Annotated in this window: 16 protein-coding genes; 8 read left to right on the top strand and 8 right to left on the bottom strand. The window is 71.7% G+C overall.

Annotated features, from left to right (window positions below):
* Positions 1–46 precede the first annotated feature (46 nt).
* Together ABIC61_RS07855 and ABIC61_RS07850 are read right to left on the bottom strand one after the other, a co-directional pair.
* Positions 47–508, bottom strand: coding sequence for a VOC family protein (locus ABIC61_RS07855; RefSeq protein ID WP_354029467.1), 462 nt, complete (start codon positions 506–508; stop codon positions 47–49).
* A 22-nt stretch (positions 509–530) separates the two neighbouring features.
* On the bottom strand, positions 531–827 hold the full coding sequence (locus ABIC61_RS07850; RefSeq protein ID WP_354029466.1) for a GNAT family N-acetyltransferase: 297 nt from the start codon (positions 825–827) through the stop codon (positions 531–533).
* Positions 828–906: 79 nt separating this feature from the next.
* On the opposite strand from ABIC61_RS07850, the gene ABIC61_RS07845 reads away from it, so the two are divergent.
* Complete coding sequence (locus ABIC61_RS07845) at positions 907–1,554, top strand: NADPH-dependent F420 reductase (RefSeq protein WP_354029465.1); 648 nt, start codon at positions 907–909, stop codon at positions 1,552–1,554.
* A gap of 126 nt (positions 1,555–1,680) precedes the next feature.
* Here ABIC61_RS07845 and ABIC61_RS07840 read toward each other — a convergent pair whose 3' ends face one another.
* Positions 1,681–2,649, bottom strand: coding sequence for an aldo/keto reductase (locus tag ABIC61_RS07840; RefSeq protein ID WP_354029464.1), 969 nt, complete (start codon positions 2,647–2,649; stop codon positions 1,681–1,683).
* Between the two features lie 96 nt (positions 2,650–2,745).
* Here ABIC61_RS07840 and ABIC61_RS07835 point away from each other — a divergent pair, with 96 nt between their 5' ends.
* Positions 2,746–3,753: a hypothetical protein gene (locus ABIC61_RS07835; RefSeq protein ID WP_354029463.1), complete on the top strand. Its 1,008-nt coding sequence runs from the start codon at positions 2,746–2,748 to the stop codon at positions 3,751–3,753.
* Between the two features lie 106 nt (positions 3,754–3,859).
* Here the strand turns inward: ABIC61_RS07835 and ABIC61_RS07830 are convergent, their stop codons facing one another.
* Positions 3,860–4,717 carry a LysR substrate-binding domain-containing protein gene (locus tag ABIC61_RS07830; protein WP_079238798.1) on the bottom strand — a complete coding sequence of 286 codons (858 nt, stop codon included), beginning with the start codon at positions 4,715–4,717 and terminating at the stop codon, positions 3,860–3,862.
* A 124-nt stretch (positions 4,718–4,841) separates the two neighbouring features.
* On the opposite strand from ABIC61_RS07830, the gene ABIC61_RS07825 reads away from it, so the two are divergent.
* Positions 4,842–6,167 carry an MFS transporter gene (locus tag ABIC61_RS07825; protein ID WP_354029462.1) on the top strand — a complete coding sequence of 442 codons (1,326 nt, stop codon included), beginning with the start codon at positions 4,842–4,844 and terminating at the stop codon, positions 6,165–6,167.
* 147 nt (positions 6,168–6,314) lie between these two features.
* Here the strand turns inward: ABIC61_RS07825 and ABIC61_RS07820 are convergent, their stop codons facing one another.
* Entirely contained in the window at positions 6,315–6,962 is a 648-nt protein-coding gene (locus tag ABIC61_RS07820) for an NAD(P)-dependent oxidoreductase (RefSeq protein WP_354029461.1), read from the bottom strand.
* A 92-nt stretch (positions 6,963–7,054) separates the two neighbouring features.
* Between ABIC61_RS07820 and ABIC61_RS07815 the strand changes: the two genes are divergently transcribed.
* Together ABIC61_RS07815 and ABIC61_RS07810 are read left to right on the top strand one after the other, a co-directional pair.
* The gene (locus ABIC61_RS07815; RefSeq protein ID WP_354029460.1) at positions 7,055–7,423 is read left to right on the top strand and encodes a winged helix-turn-helix transcriptional regulator; all 369 of its coding nucleotides are present in this window, start codon (positions 7,055–7,057) and stop codon (positions 7,421–7,423) included.
* 177 nt (positions 7,424–7,600) lie between these two features.
* On the top strand, positions 7,601–8,629 hold the full coding sequence (locus tag ABIC61_RS07810) for an NADPH:quinone reductase (RefSeq protein ID WP_354029459.1): 1,029 nt from the start codon (positions 7,601–7,603) through the stop codon (positions 8,627–8,629).
* A 25-nt stretch (positions 8,630–8,654) separates the two neighbouring features.
* On the opposite strand, the gene ABIC61_RS07805 is transcribed toward ABIC61_RS07810, so the two are convergent.
* A complete protein-coding gene (locus ABIC61_RS07805) occupies positions 8,655–8,840 on the bottom strand; it encodes a hypothetical protein (RefSeq protein ID WP_354029458.1) in 186 nt (61 codons plus the stop codon).
* A 41-nt stretch (positions 8,841–8,881) separates the two neighbouring features.
* Positions 8,882–9,709 (bottom strand): GAF domain-containing protein, encoded by an 828-nt coding sequence (locus tag ABIC61_RS07800; RefSeq protein WP_354029457.1) that lies wholly within the window; start codon positions 9,707–9,709, stop codon positions 8,882–8,884.
* 113 nt (positions 9,710–9,822) lie between these two features.
* On the opposite strand from ABIC61_RS07800, the gene ABIC61_RS07795 reads away from it, so the two are divergent.
* The 3 genes from ABIC61_RS07795 (at position 9,823) to ABIC61_RS07785 (ending at position 13,781) form a co-directional block, all read left to right on the top strand.
* Complete coding sequence (locus tag ABIC61_RS07795; protein WP_354029456.1) at positions 9,823–10,560, top strand: S1 family peptidase; 738 nt, start codon at positions 9,823–9,825, stop codon at positions 10,558–10,560.
* A gap of 169 nt (positions 10,561–10,729) precedes the next feature.
* Positions 10,730–11,602 carry a patatin-like phospholipase family protein gene (locus tag ABIC61_RS07790; RefSeq protein WP_354029455.1) on the top strand — a complete coding sequence of 291 codons (873 nt, stop codon included), beginning with the start codon at positions 10,730–10,732 and terminating at the stop codon, positions 11,600–11,602.
* Positions 11,603–11,675: 73 nt separating this feature from the next.
* On the top strand, positions 11,676–13,781 hold the full coding sequence (locus ABIC61_RS07785) for a S9 family peptidase (protein WP_354029454.1): 2,106 nt from the start codon (positions 11,676–11,678) through the stop codon (positions 13,779–13,781).
* A gap of 103 nt (positions 13,782–13,884) precedes the next feature.
* Here ABIC61_RS07785 and ABIC61_RS07780 read toward each other — a convergent pair whose 3' ends face one another.
* Complete coding sequence (locus ABIC61_RS07780; protein ID WP_354029453.1) at positions 13,885–15,078, bottom strand: acyl-CoA dehydrogenase family protein; 1,194 nt, start codon at positions 15,076–15,078, stop codon at positions 13,885–13,887.
* Positions 15,079–15,107 lie beyond the last annotated feature (29 nt).

The following is a 15,107-nucleotide window of genomic DNA, read 5'->3' as shown; positions in this document are numbered from 1 at the left end:
GGTGTTCGGTCCCGCCACCATACCGGCGGGTACGGTTCGCCGGGGGTCAGCGACCCGCCGCCGCGGCCTGCAGCGCAGGGATGTCGAGCTTCTGCATCTGCATCATGGCCTGGAAGACGCGGGCGTTCGCCTCGGGGTCGCCCGAGCCGGTCATGAGGTCGCCCATCATCGACGGGGTGACCTGCCACGCGACACCCCAGCGGTCGAAGAGCCACCCGCACATCGACGGCCGTCCACCGTCGGCGAGCAGGGCGTCCCAGATGCGGTCGAGCTCCGGCTGGTCGTCGACGTCGACCTGGAACGACACGGCATCGGTGTGCTCGTGCCCGGGTCCGCCGTTCATCGCCCGGTACGGCTGGCCGAGGAGCGTGAACTCCACGACGAGCGTCTGCCCGTCGGGGGTCTTGCTCACGCTGTCGATGCTGCTGTCGGGGAACAGCGCGACGTAGTACTCCGCCGCCTGCTCGGCCTGGTCGTCGTACCAGAGGAACGGGGTGATCGTCGGCATGGGCGGGGCCTTCCGGTTCGGCTCAGTCCGCAGCGCCGCGGCTGAGCAGGTCTGCCTTCTCGGGGTGCTCGTCGAACCACTTGCCGACGAACCAGCACATCGGGACGATGCGCCTCGTGGAGTTCGCCTCGACGTCCGCGACCGCGAAGTCGACGAGTTCGGCGGCGTACCCGTGCCCGCGGTGCTCGGGCACCGTGTAGGTGTGCGGGAAGGCGATCGCGTCGCCGTTCTCGCGGTGGTCGAGGACGCTCACGAGTTCGCCGCCGACGTACATCGCGTAGCGGTCCTGGTCTGCCTCGTGCCGGAACTCGTGGTCCATGCCGCCATCATGCACCCGTGCGACCTCGCGTGACGGCAACCGGGGAATGCGTCGGACCGGTCGGCGTTGCATGGATCCCATGACAACCATCGGCATCATCGGCGCAGGCAACATCGGATCCCAGCTCGCACGACTCGCGGTGCAGCACGGCCACCAGGTGGTGATCGCGAACTCACGCGGCCCGGAGACCCTGACGGACCTCGTCGCGGAACTCGGCGACGGCGCGCGGGCGGCGACCCGCGACGAGGCAGCCGCCGCGGGCGAGATCGTCGTCGTCACGACCCCGCTCGCCGCGATCGCGACGATCCCGGTCGAGCCGCTCGTGGGCAAGGTCGTGATCGACACGAACAACTACTACCCGCAGCGCGACGGGCACATCCAGGCCCTCGACGACGAGACCACGACCACCGCCGAGCTGCTGCAGGACCACCTGCCCGGCGCCCGCGTCGTGAAGGCGTTCAACCACATCGGTGCCGCGGACCTCACCGGCCACGCGACCCCGACGGGCACCCCGGATCGCCGGGCCCTCGTGGTGGCGGGTGACGACGACGCGGCCAAGGCCGTGGTGGCGGACCTCATCGACGAGTTCGGGTTCGACGTCGTCGACGCGGGCCCGCTCGCCGAGGGCTGGCGCATCCAGCGGGACACCCCCGGGTACGTCGCCCGGTTCACCGCCGACGAGCTGCGGGGAAAGCTCGCCGAGGCCAAGCGCTACCGCGACCAGTAGGTCCCGGCCGGCCGCGGCCAGCCGAGACTCGGGCCACGCGACACTTCTCGCGCGTTGGAGCGCGAGAAGTGTCGCGTACACCGAGACTCGCCGCGCGCGAGCGCCGCGCGCCCGGCCCCCGCACGTTCAGGCGCCGTCGAAGATCACCGTCATCTCGGCGATGTCGTCCTCCGACGGCGCCCACGCCGTGCCCGCCTCGGCGTTCTGCACGATCTGCTCGGGCTTCGTCGCCCCCGCGATGACGCTCGACAGCCCGGGCTGCGCCAGCAACCACGCGAACGTCGCCTGCAGCATCGTGACCTCGCGCTCGTCGCAGAACCGCTGGAACTCCTCGACGATCCCCCACGGCGCGTCGGCCAGCAGCTGCGGCTTCGCCTTCGTCAGTCGGCCGTCCGCGGGGCCGCCGTCCTTCGTGTACTTGCCGGTGAGCAGGCCGTTGTACAGCGGGAAGTACGGCAGGAACCCGAGCGCGTAGGCACGCACGGCGGGCAGGACCTCGTCCTCCACCGAGCGGGCGAGCGGGCTGTACTCGTTCTGCGCGGACACGAAGGCCGTGGTGCCGGCGATCGAGGCGGTGAGCTCGGCCTCGGCGATCTGCCACCCGGCGAAGTTCGAGTGGCCGATGTAGCGGATCTTGCCCTCACGGACGAGGTCGTCGAGCACGGACAGGGTCTCCTCGATGGAGGTCACGTCGTCCGGCCGGTGCATCTGGTACAGGTCGATCCAGTCGGTCCCGAGGCGCTTGAGCGACGACTCGACGGCGAGCCGCACGTACCGCCGGGAGCCGCGGACACCCCAGTCGGGCCCGTTCGCACCCTGCATGTCCATGCCGAACTTCGTGGCGAGGACGACCTCGTCGCGACGCCCGGCGATCGACTTGCCGAGCATCTCCTCGGACAGGCCGGGCCGGCCGCCGTAGACGTCCGCCGTGTCGAAGAGGGTCACACCGGCGTCGAGGGCGGCTCGGACGACGGCGTCCGTGCCCTCCTGCGACTCGGTGAACGTACCGGGTCGGCCGAAGTTGTTGCAGCCGATGCCGACGGTGGAGACGACGAGCCCTGACGGCCCGAGCGGACGGTGTTCGATTCCGGTCATGACTCGACCGTACCGGCGACCCCGGAACTGGGGCTGCGCCGGGCGCACGGGTTGCCGTTAGAACTGACGATGGATCAGCCTACGGAGGGAGCCGCAGTGGCATCGCATCGCATGCCGGACGACGAGCGACCGCGTCGCGCGGTCCCGGCCTGGGTCACGGCACCGCCGGAGGGCGACGGCCTGGAGGCACGCCCCACCCCCGTCGCGTCGGCCCCTGCCCCCGAGACGGTCGGCCCCGGCAGCACGCTGCCCACCGTGCCGCCCGCATCCGCGCCCGACGACGACGCCGACATCGTGGTGCCCGACTACCCGCCGCAGGAGGACCTGCTCCCGCCGGCCCCGACCTCGCCGGCGGTGCACACGGTCCCGTTCGAGCAGGCCCTGCTCGCGCCCGCGCCGGTGTCGCCGATCGACGCAGCTCCTCCGGCGCCGGTCGTGCCCGCGGTCCCCGTCGTCGGGCAACCGCGGTTCTCCGTCCCCGGTCTGGAGCACGTCGTGGTCGAGGGCACCGAACCCGCTCCAACCGGCCCGATCGGCTACCGGACGCCCGCCCGCTTCGCCCGCCAGCAGGCCCCGCTCCCGGCTCCGGCGTCGGCTCCGACGCCCACCCGGTCGTTCGACGCCGTGATCGCGCCGCCCGCCTCGGCACCGACCGCCGCCCCGTCCTCCGCTCCCGCACCGGCACCGGAGTCCGAGACCACCGCACCACCCGCCGAGGCGACCGACGCCGACGGAGGCGAGCCGCGCCTCCAGGCTGACCCGGTGCGCGTCCGCAAGCCGCTCGTCGGGGCCACGCCGGGTGCCGTCCTCGGCGCCGTCGCCGGTCTGGCGACGCTCGGACTCGCGGCCTGGTGGTTCCTCGCTCCCGCGACCGTGCACGGTGTCGGCTTGGTGCTCGGTGTGCTCGCGCTGGTGCTCTCGATCGTGACGCTGCGGAACCGCGCGGCCACGTGGCAGCGGCCGATCGCGCTGCTCGGGGCGGTGCTCGGCGGTGTCGGCACGCTCGTGCTGCTGTGGGCGGTCGCCTCGGCGGTGCTGCCGCTCGCCGGCGTGACGCTCCCCGATCTCACCGGCACGGGCGCGACCCCGACGCTCGTTCCGTAGCGCGCCGGGCGCCGTCGTTCGGTGAGCAGAAAACGTGGGGTGCGCGCCCTCGACCCGACGATTCCTGCTCACTCGACGACCGACTCGACGACCGTCGCCCACTCCCTCACACCGCGCGGACGACCCCGCGCGACAGGATCGCGTTCGTCAGGGCGTCGATCGGTTCCCGCTGCACGGTCGGGTTCGCGATGAGGACGTAGTCGACGGCCGGCAGGTCCGGCAACCCGAGCCGCTGCGACACCTTCACCAGGTCCGCCGGGATGAGCGAGTGCGGGAACACCGCGACCCCGATCCCCGCCCGCACCGCCGCGAGCACGCCGTTCACGTCGCGGGTGTTGCAGGTGATCCGCCAGGTGCGCCCCGCGGCCTCGAGGGCGTCGATCGCCATCTGCCGGCTGATGCTCGGCGCCTGGTACGCGATGAGCGGCACGGGCTCCCCGGGCTCGAGCGCGATGCCGTCCTGCGCCATCCACACCATCTGGTCGGTGGCGACGCGGGTGCCCTCGGCGGACTCCCCCGCGGTCTGCTTGATGAACACGAGGTCGAGCTGCCCGGCGTGCACCCGGCGGAGCAACGGCGAGGACTGGTTCACCGTCAGCTCGAGGTTCACCTGCGGGTGCAGGCGTCGGAAGTCCCGGAGGATGCGCGGCAGCTGCGTGATCGCGAGGTCGTCCGCCGCCCCGAACCGGAGCCGCCCGCGGGTCGCCGCTCCCGAGAAGTACGCGTCGGCGGTGGCGTGCGCCGCGAGGATCGTCCGCGCGAACCCGGCCATCGCGTCCCCGTTGTCGGTGAGCGCCACGCCCCGGGTGTCCCGTGCGACGAGGGTCCGTGCCACCGCCGTCTCGAGTCGTCGCACGTGCTGGGAGACTGTCGGCTGGCTGATCCCGAGCCGGGCTCCGGCCTGCGTGAAGCTGCCCGTCTCGGCGACGGCCAGGAAGGTCTGCAGCAGGACCGGATCGAGCACGGCGCACCCCGTTCATTCGACATCGCAATGGACTGATAGCCACGATAGGGGTATCGAATGACCCGCGAGCACGTAGTTTCGATGGGGTACCAGTTCCGCAGCCGACGTCCGGAGATCCCCCACCGTGAGCGCGTCATCGACGACCCTCCCCCCGCCCACCGAACCGCTCCCGATCCAGGCCACCCGACCGCCGTGGCGCCACACCCTCATCGCCCTGTCGGTGCCGAACTTCCGGCTCTTCACCGCCACGAACCTCGTCGCCATGACCGCCGGCTGGATGCAGCGGATCGCGCAGGACTGGCTCGTCCTGCAGCTGACCGGGTCGGTCGCGCAGGTCGGCATCACGGTCGCGTGCCAGTTCGCGCCGATGCTGCTGTTCGGGCTCCTCGGCGGCGTGCTCGTCGACCGGTTCTCGAAGCGCGCGCTGATGATGATCACGCAGGGCTCGTTCGCGGTGCTGTCCGCGCTGCTCGCCGTGCTGACCCTGACCGGCGTCGTGCAGGCGTGGCACATCTGGGCGATCGCGTTCCTCGTCGGCATGGTCACCGTGATCGACAACCCGGCGCGGCAGGTGTTCGTCACCGAGATCGTCGGCCACGAGCACCTCCGGAACGCCATCAGCGTGAACTCGTCGGTGTTCCAGCTCGGCGGGATGATCGGTCCGGCACTCTCGGGTGCCCTGCTCGTCGCGGTCGGGGCCGGGTGGTCCTTCGGCGTGAACGCGATCGCCTGCGTGGCCGTCGTCGTGACGCTCGGGTTCCTGAAGGTCTCGGAACTGCACCGCACACCCCCGGCGCCGCGCGGCAAGGGCCAGCTCGTGGAGGGTCTCCGCTACGCCGTCCGGAAGCCGACCATCATCGTGCCCGTGATCCTCGTGGCGTTCTTCTCGGTCTTCGCGTTGACGATGCCGGTGCTGCTCTCGGCCTTCGCGTCGAAGGTCTACGACGTCGGCGCCGGCGGCTACGGCGTGTTCAACTCCGCCGTCGCGATCGGGGCACTCGTCGGGGCGCTGCTCTCCACCCGGCGCGCGACCGTTCGGCTCCGCACCATCGTCGGCGGGGTGTTCTGGACCGGGATCCTGCTCGTCGTCTCCGGCTCGATCCCCGCGATCGCGCCGTTCACCGTCGCGCTGGTCGCCGTCGGGATGTCCCAGCTGCTCTTCCAGACGGCGTCGAACTCACTCGTCCAGCTGTCCTCGAACGTGGCGATCCGCGGCCGCGTGATGTCGCTCTACGTCCTCGTGCTGCTCGGTGGCCAGGCGATCGGCGGCCCGCTCATGGGGCAGATCGTCGACCACTTCGGCGCCCACGTCGGCATGGTCGTCGCCGGAGGCGTACCCGCCGCCGCGGCGGCCGTCGTCGGCCTGGTGCTCGCCCGCCGGGGCGGGCTCCACCTGGCGGTCCGGATGCGGCACCACATGCCCGTCCCGTCGATCGTCGGTCACCGCTGACGGCCTGGAGGCACGTGGCGGGCCCGCCCCGCGCCTCCAGTCCGCCCGTTGGGGGTGGGGGCATGCAAAACACCGGTGCCCACACTCGACACCGCGGAATCCCGCGGTGCGCTGCGTGAACACCGGTGTCTTGCGAAGGGCAGTGCGTCAGTACGCGACGCCGAAGCGCGCGCGGTGGTGCGCCGGCGACGCGATCTCGTCGACGAAGGCCAGCGCGTAGTCCTCGCCGGAGATGTCCGAGTTGCCGTCGGCGTCGGTGAGCAGGACCTCGTCCGTGGTGCGGTAGGTGCCGCGACGCTCGCCGGGGTTGTAGCCACCGAAGGCCGCCGCCGGGCTCACGTAGAACCAGTCGACCTCGGTGTCGCTCGCGCGGAGGGCGTCGAGGATCTGCGCGTGGCTCTTCGCCTCGCCCTTGAACGCGTCCGGGAACTCGGCCGAGTCGAACAGGCGCGGGCCACCCTCGGCGACGAGCAGCGAGCCGGCGCCACCGACGATGCCGAGCCGGGCCCCCGCGGCGGCGGCTGCGTCGACGAACGGCTGGAACCGGTCCTTGAGCTCGCTGCCGTCCGCCTGCACCGCGTGCAGGGCGACGACGATGACGTCGGCGCCCTTCGTGACCTCGGCGACGAAGTCGGCGTCGAAGGCGTCGCCCTGCGCGAGGGTGAGCCCCTCGGCGGCCTCGAGCTTGGAGGTGTCGCGGGCGACGGCGGTGACGGCGATGCCGCGGGACAGGGCCTCGCGGGTGATGGCGGAGCCGGCGTAGCCGGTGCCACCGAAGACGACGATGCTGGTCATGGAGCTTCCTTTCATGGAACGTTGACACTCACCGTACAAGCGTTACTCTCTTTTAGTAAGTAGGCACCTCACGGTGCGTAACGGAGGTCGTCGTGTCAGCACTCGAGTACAGCCCCTACGCCGCCGAGTGTCCCTCGCGGCAACTGCTCGACCGCATCGGCGACCGGTGGAGCGTCCTGACGATCGGCACCCTGGCCGACGGTCCGGCACGCTACTCGGCGATCGCCACCCGGGTGCAGGGCGTGTCGCAGAAGATGCTCACGCAGACACTCCGAGCACTCGAACGCGACGGACTCGTCACGCGCACGGTCTTCCCCGAGATCCCGCCGCACGTCGAGTACGAGCTGACCGATCGCGGCCGTTCCCTGCGCGAGGTGCTCGCGCCACTCGAGGACTGGGCGACCTCGCACATGGACGACGTCGCGGTGTCGCGCGACGAGTACGACGCCCGGACGCGCTGAGCGCCCGGCGCCCGGCGCCCGGCGCCCGGCGCGCGGCGGCCCCGCGCGGTCACTCGGTGAGCAGGAATCGTCGGGTCGCCGGACGTGAACCGACGATTCCTGTTCACTGGATGCGGTGGGCGCGTGGACCTGAACGCACCCGGAATCCCCGCACCACCACCGTGGTTGCCTGGGGACATGCGATCAGTCGTCTACACGAAGCCCGGTGACTCGTCCGTCCTGACCCTCGAGGAACGCCCGCTCCCCGAGCCCGGCCCCGGCGAGGTCCGCGTCCGGGTCGTCGTCTCCGGCGTGAACCCGACCGACTGGAAGGCCCGCGCCGGTGGCACCTACGGCGACGGACTGCCGTTCCCCGAGATCACCCCGAACCAGGACGGCGCCGGCGTGGTGGACGCGCTCGGCGACGGCGTCGAGGAACTGTCCGTCGGCGACCGCGTCTGGCTGTACATGGCCGCCGCGAGCCGCCCGACCGGCACGGCGCAGGAGTACACGGTCGTTCCCTCCACCCGTGCGGTCCGGTTGCCGGAGGGCACCGGCTTCGACGTCGGTGCCTCGCTCGGTGTGCCGGCGATGACCGCGCACCGAGCCCTCACGACGCACGAGCAGGGGCCGTCGCGCCTCGGCCCGGGCGCCCTCGACGGGAAGACCGTCCTGGTCGCCGGTGGTGCCGGTGCCGTCGGCCACGCCGCGATCCAGCTCGCCCGATGGGCCGGCGCGACGGTGATCACGACCATCAGCTCCGACGCGAAGGCCGCCCTCGCGACCGCGGCGGGCGCCCACCACACGGTGAACTACCGGTCGGAGGACGCTTCGGCCCGCATCCGTGACATCGCCCCGGACGGCGTCGACATCGTCGTCGAGGTGTCCATCCCGCAGAACGCCGGGCTCGTCGCTGACGTGCTGGCGAACCACGGTGTGGTGTCGATCTACGCGAACAACGGCGGTGACGAGGCCACGCTGCCGATCCGTCCGAACATGAGCGTGAACGCCCGCTACCAGTTCCTGCTGCTCTACACGATCGGCGACGACGCCCTGCACGCAGCCGCCGAGGACGTCACCTCAGCCCTGCGCGACGGGGTCCTGCCGGTCGGCGAGGACGCGGGACTACCGCTCGTGCGGTTCACGCTCGAGGAGACGGCTTCCGCGCACGACGCCGTCGAGTCCGACACGGTCGGGAAGGTGCTCATCGACGTGACCACCGAGTGACGCGTGCGGTACGGATCCCGCCCGGTCAGCGAGCGAGCCGGGCGGCGATCCGTGCTTCGACCCGGCGTCGTGCCGCTGCACGCTCACGTTCGATGTTCGCCGCGATGACCTCGAGGTCTTCGTAGTCGGCGTCAGTGGTCTCGTCGGTCCAGTTCGGGGTGTACACCCGTGAACGTCCGAAGGGCTTCGGTTCGGGGGTCACGATGGTCATGGGGGGATCGTACGTCGAGCGTCCGACAAATCGTGTGAGCATCACGGGCCTTTCCGAGAGTCGCGGTCCCGTTCCGGGGACGAGTAGGTGAGGGAGAACGCCACCGCCATGAACGCGGCGACCACCGCGACGGTCTTCGCATCGAGATCGGTGAACGCATCAGGGGCCGGCGAGTCGACGGTGAGCATGCCGAACGAGTACTCGTGCGACCGGATGACGACGGAGACGTACGACCGGTACCGCGGTTCGAATCCCGGCAGGTCCTGGTCGACGTCGACGTCCGCCGCACGGTCCCCGACGATCCGCGGTGCGCCGCCGACGAGCACCCACTCGAGGTTGCGGTCCCCGTACGGCGTCCCCGCGCGGAAGACCCCGGCGGTGTCGCCCGCTCCGCCGTGCCCGATCGGTTCGAGCGCGCCCAGGTCCGCCGAGAGCTGGTACACGTTGGCGCGGACGTCCGGGACCCTCGGGAGCAGGTAGAAGGCGAGGGCCACTGCGACCCGGTCGGCGAACGCCGGGAGTTCGCTCCGACGGTCACGTCGCCGCAGTTCGGTGAACCGGACGAGCCGCGTGGCGAGCTGCCCGAACGCGTACCGGACCGCGGTGCCCTGTTCGAGCTCGACGGCCGCGGAGTCGTCTGCGGCGGCGATCCGTGACGCCTCGGCACGGCGGGCCCGCACCACCTGCACGAGCACCGCGGCGACGAGGACGACGAGCCCGAACACGACGAGCGACACCCGAACCGCCGACGTCGCGACGAGGTTCGGCAGCTGGAACGCCGCGGTGGGCGCAGCGGCCACCACGATCGGCCACACCACCGCGCCGATGCGCCCGGCACGTGTCCGGCGTCGTTCCTGTTCCTGCCCCATGCCTCGACGGTAGGCGGCGCCACCGACGCGGACGGAGTTGTCCACAGGGTGACGTGTGTTGTCCTCCGCAACGCTGACTTGACCCCCGTACAGGGGGCGCGCACGATCTGTCCATGAAGCAGCGACAGAACCTCAAGGCCCTCGCCTTCACCGCGACGGCAGCCCTCACCCTGCTCGGCGGCGCCCTCGGCGCCACCTCCGCGAACGCCGCCACGGCGTCCCCGCAGGTCATCGGCGGCGAACCCGCACCGAGCACCCCGTGGGAGGTGCAGCTCGTCTTCCAGCAGGGCGGCACCGACACCTTCGGGTGCACCGGCGAACAGCTCAACGCCTCGTGGGTGCTCACCGCCGAGCACTGCGTCGACGGCACCACCGCCATGAACGTGTACCACTCGAACAGCACCACGAACCGGGGCATCGCGACGGCCGCCGACCGGCTCTACTCGGCGCCGTCCGGCGACATCGCGCTCGTGCACCTGCGGACGCCGAAGACCCTGTCCTCGTACGCGCAGCTCGACCTCGGGTTCAGCCCGAAGTCCACCGGTACGGGGACGGTCCTCGGGTACGGCAACCGCGCGAACAGCGTCCCGACGACCGGGCTCTACCAGGCCAGCGTGAACCTCACCGGCAGCTCGACCGACGCGTACGGCGGCCTCGCCCAGCACGTCACCGGGGTCTCGGGAGCCTCGAACCACGGCGACTCCGGCGGCGCGCTCGTCGTGAACGGCAAGGTCGTCGGCGTCTGCTCCACGGGTGACGTGGCCGACCCGGGCGCGAACACGCACGCCGGGTCGAACTACGCCGTCCTCGCCCAGTCCGCCAGCTGGATCCGTTCGACCGCGGGCGTCTGACCCAGCGCACCCACCAGACGGACTGGAGGCCCGTGGCGGCGCCGCCACGCGCCTCTCCCCACCGGCACGGCCGGCCCGCCGCTGGCGCGGCGGGCCGGAACCGGCGGCGTGGGCCCTGTCCGTCGCCGGTCGCCACCACGGCGACACCGCAGCCTGGTAAGCAGGACCCATGACCGACGTCTCGACGCCCGCACCCGGAACCAGAGCACTCGTCCTCGGGGGTGGCGGCGTCGCCGGCATCGCCTGGGAACTCGGGGTGCTCACCGCGCTCCAGGACGCCGGGGTCGACCTCGACGCGGCCGACCTCGTGGTCGGGACGAGTGCCGGCAGCGTCGTCGGCACGTTCGTCCGGTACGGCGGGGTCCAGCAGGCGTACGACCAGCAGCACGCCCCCGTCCCCACCACCTACGAGGAACCCGTCGCCATCGACGGCGAGGACTTCCAGCAGCGCATCGGCGCCGTCCTCGAGGGCGCGACCTCCGACCAGGACGCCCGCGCACGCCTCGGCCTCCTCGCGCAGCAGACCACGACCGGGCAGACCGACGACGAGCGCGTCGCCACGTTCACCGAGACCCTGCCCGCGACGGAGTGGCCCGCGAAGCCGCTCGCCCTGACGACCATCGACGCGACGGACGGCACCTTCCGCGTGGTCACCGCCGCCGACGGGATCCCGCTCCCCCGGGCCGTCGCGGCGAGTTGCTCCGTGCCCCTCGTGTGGTCGCCGGTCGGGATCGAGGGACGCCCCTACATCGACGGCGGTCTCCGCTCGGCGACGAACGTGGACGTCGCCGCTGGGTACGAGCGCGTCCTCGTCGTCGCCTGCGGTCCCGAGGGTCCGTCGCCGCTCGGGCCGTGGCTCGACGTCGCGGTCGAAGGGCTCCGCGCCGCCGGCAGCTCGGTCGAGGTCGTCGTGGCGGACAGCACCGCGCAGCAGGCATTCGGCACGAACTCGCTGTCCCTCAGCACGCAGGCGCCGTCCGCCGACGCCGGGCGGACCCAGGGCAGCGCGGTCGCCGAGGGGATCGCGGCGTTCTGGGCGTGATCCGCACGGGCACTTGTCCACAGGTCGGCGTCGTGACCGTCGCGGTGTCGGGTCGCGCCGATAGCGTGGGGGCATGACGACGCCGTTCTCGGACCTCGACCAGTACACCGCCCTCCCCCGCGTGGACGGAATCGCAGTGAGCCCGGACGGCTCCCGCGTCGCGCTCACCGTCAGTGTGCTCGACGCCGACGGCACCGGGTACCGGCGGTCGATCTGGGCGGTTCCTGGCCCGTCGTCGGACTCCGACTCTGCCCCGGTCCGGTTGACGCGTTCGACGAAGGGCGAGGGCGGGGTCTCCTTCACCCGCTCCGGTGACCTGCTCTTCGTCTCCGGGCGTCCCGACGGTGAAGGCGACAAGGACAGCGACGCCCCGCAGCTCTGGCTCCTGCCCGCCACCGGTGGCGAGGCCCGACCGGTCACGAAGCTCGCGGGCGGGGTGGGCGGAGTGCTCGGCGCCGCGTCGGCGGCCGACACCGTCGCGATCACGGCCGGACTGTTGCCCGGAGCCGGCACCGACCGCACGGGCGTGGTCGCTGCCGACGCCGAACTGCGCGGGCGGCGGAAGGACCGGAAGGTGCAGGCGATCCTGCACGAGACGTACCCGGTGCGGTTCTGGGACCACGACCTCGGCCCCGACGAGACGCACGTCCTGACCCTCGACCTCGCGACGCTGCAGGAGCCGGCTCTGCACGAGACGCCGACCGAGTCGGGCGCGTCCGACGCCTCCGATTACCCGGCCCACCTCCCCGTACTCACCGACCTCACGCCGGCACCCGCTCGGTCCCTCGAACACGTCGACGGGGTGGTCGCGCCCGACGGCTCGGTGGTCGTCGCGACGGTCGCCGTCCAGGAGGCCCGTGGTTCGCGATCGACGATCGTCGCCTTCGACGTCGCGAGCGGCCAGAGCACGGTGCTGTGCAGCGATGACGCCGTCGACCACGAGACACCCACCCTCAGTCACGACGGGCGGACCCTGGCGTGGGTGCGGACGCCGCGCTTCACGCCGCAGGGTGCGACGCAGCAGGAGATCTGGGTTGCCGACCTCGACGGCACCACGGTGTCCGGTGCACGACGCATCGCCACCGACTGGGACCGCTGGCCGAACGAGCTGGTCTTCGCGCACGGCGACGGTGCGCTCCTGGCGACGGCGGACCAGGACGGTCGCGCGCCGGTGTTCCGGCTGCCCCTGGACGGCGGCGCCATCGAGCAGCTGACCCACGACGACTGGGCGTACTCGAGCCTGCGTGTGGCGGACGCGAGCGGCGCGGTGGTGGCGCTCCGTGCCTCCTGGGCGGCCCCGCTGCACCCCGTGCAGATCGCGACCGACGGGACGGTGACGCCGCTCGCGACGCCCGCTGCGCTCCCCGACGTCCCCGGCCGCCTGGAGGAGGTCGAGACCACAGCCGCCGACGGCTCCCGCGTGCGCGGCTGGCTCGTCCTGCCGCCGTCCGACGCCGGCGACGGGCCGCACCCGCTGCTGCTCTGGATCCACGGCGGCCCGCTGAACTCGTGGAACCAGTGGTCCTGGCGGTGGAACCCGCAGCTCGCCGCGGCGCGCGGGTACGCGGTGCTCCTGCCGGACCCCGCACTGTCCACCGGGTACGGGCTCGACTTCATCAACCGGGGGTGGAACGCCTGGGGTCAGGCGCCGTACACGGACCTGATGGCGATCACCGACGCGGTCGAGGCGCGCGACGACATCGACGAGACCCGGACGGCTGCGCTCGGCGGGTCCTTCGGCGGCTTCATGGCGAACTGGGTCGCCGGGCACACCGACCGCTTCCGAGCCATCGTCACTCACGCCAGCCTGTGGGCGCTCGACCAGTTCAACGGCACCACGGACATGTCGCAGTACTGGCAGTCGATCTTCGACGCCGACGGACTGCACGAGAACGACCCGCACCGGTTCGTGGCGGACATCACCTCACCGATGCTCGTCATCCACGGCGACAAGGACTACCGCGTGCCGATCGGCGAGGGCCTCCGGCTGTGGTCCGAGCTGGCCGAGCATCACGCCTCGCCGGACGGGACGATGCCGCACCGGTTCCTGTACTTCCCCGACGAGAACCACTGGGTGCTCAAGCCGCAGCACGCGGTGGTCTGGTACGAGACGGTGTTCGCGTTCCTCGAGCAGCACGTGCGCGGCGGCGAGTGGGAGCGGCCGGAGCTGCTCGGGTAGGGCGCCGGGCCGATCCGACCCGGAACGACAAGACCGACGTCGTACGACGTCGGTCTTGTCGTTCCGGGTCCGCCCGGGTCGGCCTGCGTTGGCCCGGTCCGACCTACACGAACGCGGCCTGGCCGGTGATCGCGCGGCCGACGATGAGGGTGTTCACCTCGCGCGTGCCCTCGTACGAGTAGATCGCCTCGGCGTCCGCGAAGAACCGCGCGACACCCTTGTCGAGCACGATGCCGTTGCCGCCCTGCACCTCGCGGCACCATCCCACGGTCTCGCGCATCTTCGCGGTCGCGAACGCCTTCGCCATCGCCGAGTGCTCGTCGCCACCGGTCCCCGCGTCCTGCATCGCAGAGGCCTGCGTGCACAGCGCGATCGACGCCGTGATGTTCGCGAGCGACTTCACGAGCAGGTCCTGCACCATCTGGTGCGCGGCGATCGGCTTGCCGAACTGGATGCGGGTGCGGGCGTAGTCGAGCGCCGCCTCGTAGGCACCGACCGCGATGCCGATCGCCTGCCACGCCACCTCGGTCCGGGTCAGGCGGAGCACCTCGGCCGTCGCGCGGAAGGAGTCCGCCCGCTGGAGGCGCCGCGACTCGGGTACCCGGACGCCGGTCATCACGATGTCGGCGTTCTGCACCCCGCGCAGAGCGATCTTGTCCTCGATCTTCGTCGCGGTGAACCCCGGGGTGTCCGTCGTGACGAGGAAGCCCTTCACCTGGTCGTCGGCGACGTCCTTCGCCCAGATGACGACGACGTCCGCGAACGTGGCGTTGCCGATCCAGCGCTTCTCGCCGTCGAGGACCCAGGTGTCGCCGTCTCGCCGAGCAGTCGTCCGGAGACCCCTGGCCGAGTCACTGCCGGAGAGGGGCTCGGTCAGACCGAAGGCACCGACGATCTCACCGGAGGCCATGCGCGGCAGCCACTCCTGCTGCTGCTCGTCGCTGCCGGCCACCGCGATCGAGTTCATGGCGAGGCCGGACTGGACGCCGATGAACGTCGCGACGCTGGCGTCCACCCGGCCGAGTTCGAGCGCCGCCCACCCGCGGTACACCGCCGAGTTCTCGAAGTGCCGCACCAACGGAACGCCCGCGCCGTACATGCCGAGCTCCGACAGCGGCTTGATGACCTGCATCGGGAACTCAGCACGCGCCCAGTACTCGTCCGCGATCGGGCGCACCTCGGACTCGAGGTACGTGCGCAGCCGTCCGAGTGACTCGCGCTCCTGGTCGGTCAGCCCCTCCTGGAACCGGTAGAAGTCGGACTCGAGGATCGCGGGGGTGGCCGTCGTCAGTGACATACACTGATCGTGCATCATTCTCGGAAACG

The sequence above is a fragment of the Curtobacterium sp. 1544 genome, from assembly GCF_040544915.1.
Lineage (GTDB): Bacteria > Actinomycetota > Actinomycetes > Actinomycetales > Microbacteriaceae > Curtobacterium > Curtobacterium pusillum_C.
This window is presented reverse-complemented; position numbering and strand designations above follow the sequence as displayed.

Bases quoted from the DNA above. Each gene is read 5' to 3' on its own strand.
- ABIC61_RS07805 (WP_354029458.1), bottom strand. From the start codon at position 8,840: ATGACCATCGTGACCCCCGAACCGAAGCCCTTCGGACGTTCACGGGTG.
- ABIC61_RS07850 (WP_354029466.1), bottom strand. From the start codon at position 827: ATGGACCACGAGTTCCGGCACGAGGCAGACCAGGACCGCTACGCGATG.
- ABIC61_RS07845 (WP_354029465.1), top strand. From the start codon at position 907: ATGACAACCATCGGCATCATCGGCGCAGGCAACATCGGATCCCAGCTC.
- ABIC61_RS07795 (WP_354029456.1), top strand. From the start codon at position 9,823: ATGAAGCAGCGACAGAACCTCAAGGCCCTCGCCTTCACCGCGACGGCA.
- ABIC61_RS07780 (WP_354029453.1), bottom strand. From the start codon at position 15,078: ATGTCACTGACGACGGCCACCCCCGCGATCCTCGAGTCCGACTTCTAC.
- ABIC61_RS07820 (WP_354029461.1), bottom strand. From the start codon at position 6,962: ATGACCAGCATCGTCGTCTTCGGTGGCACCGGCTACGCCGGCTCCGCC.
- ABIC61_RS07840 (WP_354029464.1), bottom strand. From the start codon at position 2,649: ATGACCGGAATCGAACACCGTCCGCTCGGGCCGTCAGGGCTCGTCGTC.
- ABIC61_RS07855 (WP_354029467.1), bottom strand. From the start codon at position 508: ATGCCGACGATCACCCCGTTCCTCTGGTACGACGACCAGGCCGAGCAG.
- ABIC61_RS07810 (WP_354029459.1), top strand. From the start codon at position 7,601: ATGCGATCAGTCGTCTACACGAAGCCCGGTGACTCGTCCGTCCTGACC.
- ABIC61_RS07785 (WP_354029454.1), top strand. From the start codon at position 11,676: ATGACGACGCCGTTCTCGGACCTCGACCAGTACACCGCCCTCCCCCGC.
- ABIC61_RS07790 (WP_354029455.1), top strand. From the start codon at position 10,730: ATGACCGACGTCTCGACGCCCGCACCCGGAACCAGAGCACTCGTCCTC.
- ABIC61_RS07800 (WP_354029457.1), bottom strand. From the start codon at position 9,709: ATGGGGCAGGAACAGGAACGACGCCGGACACGTGCCGGGCGCATCGGC.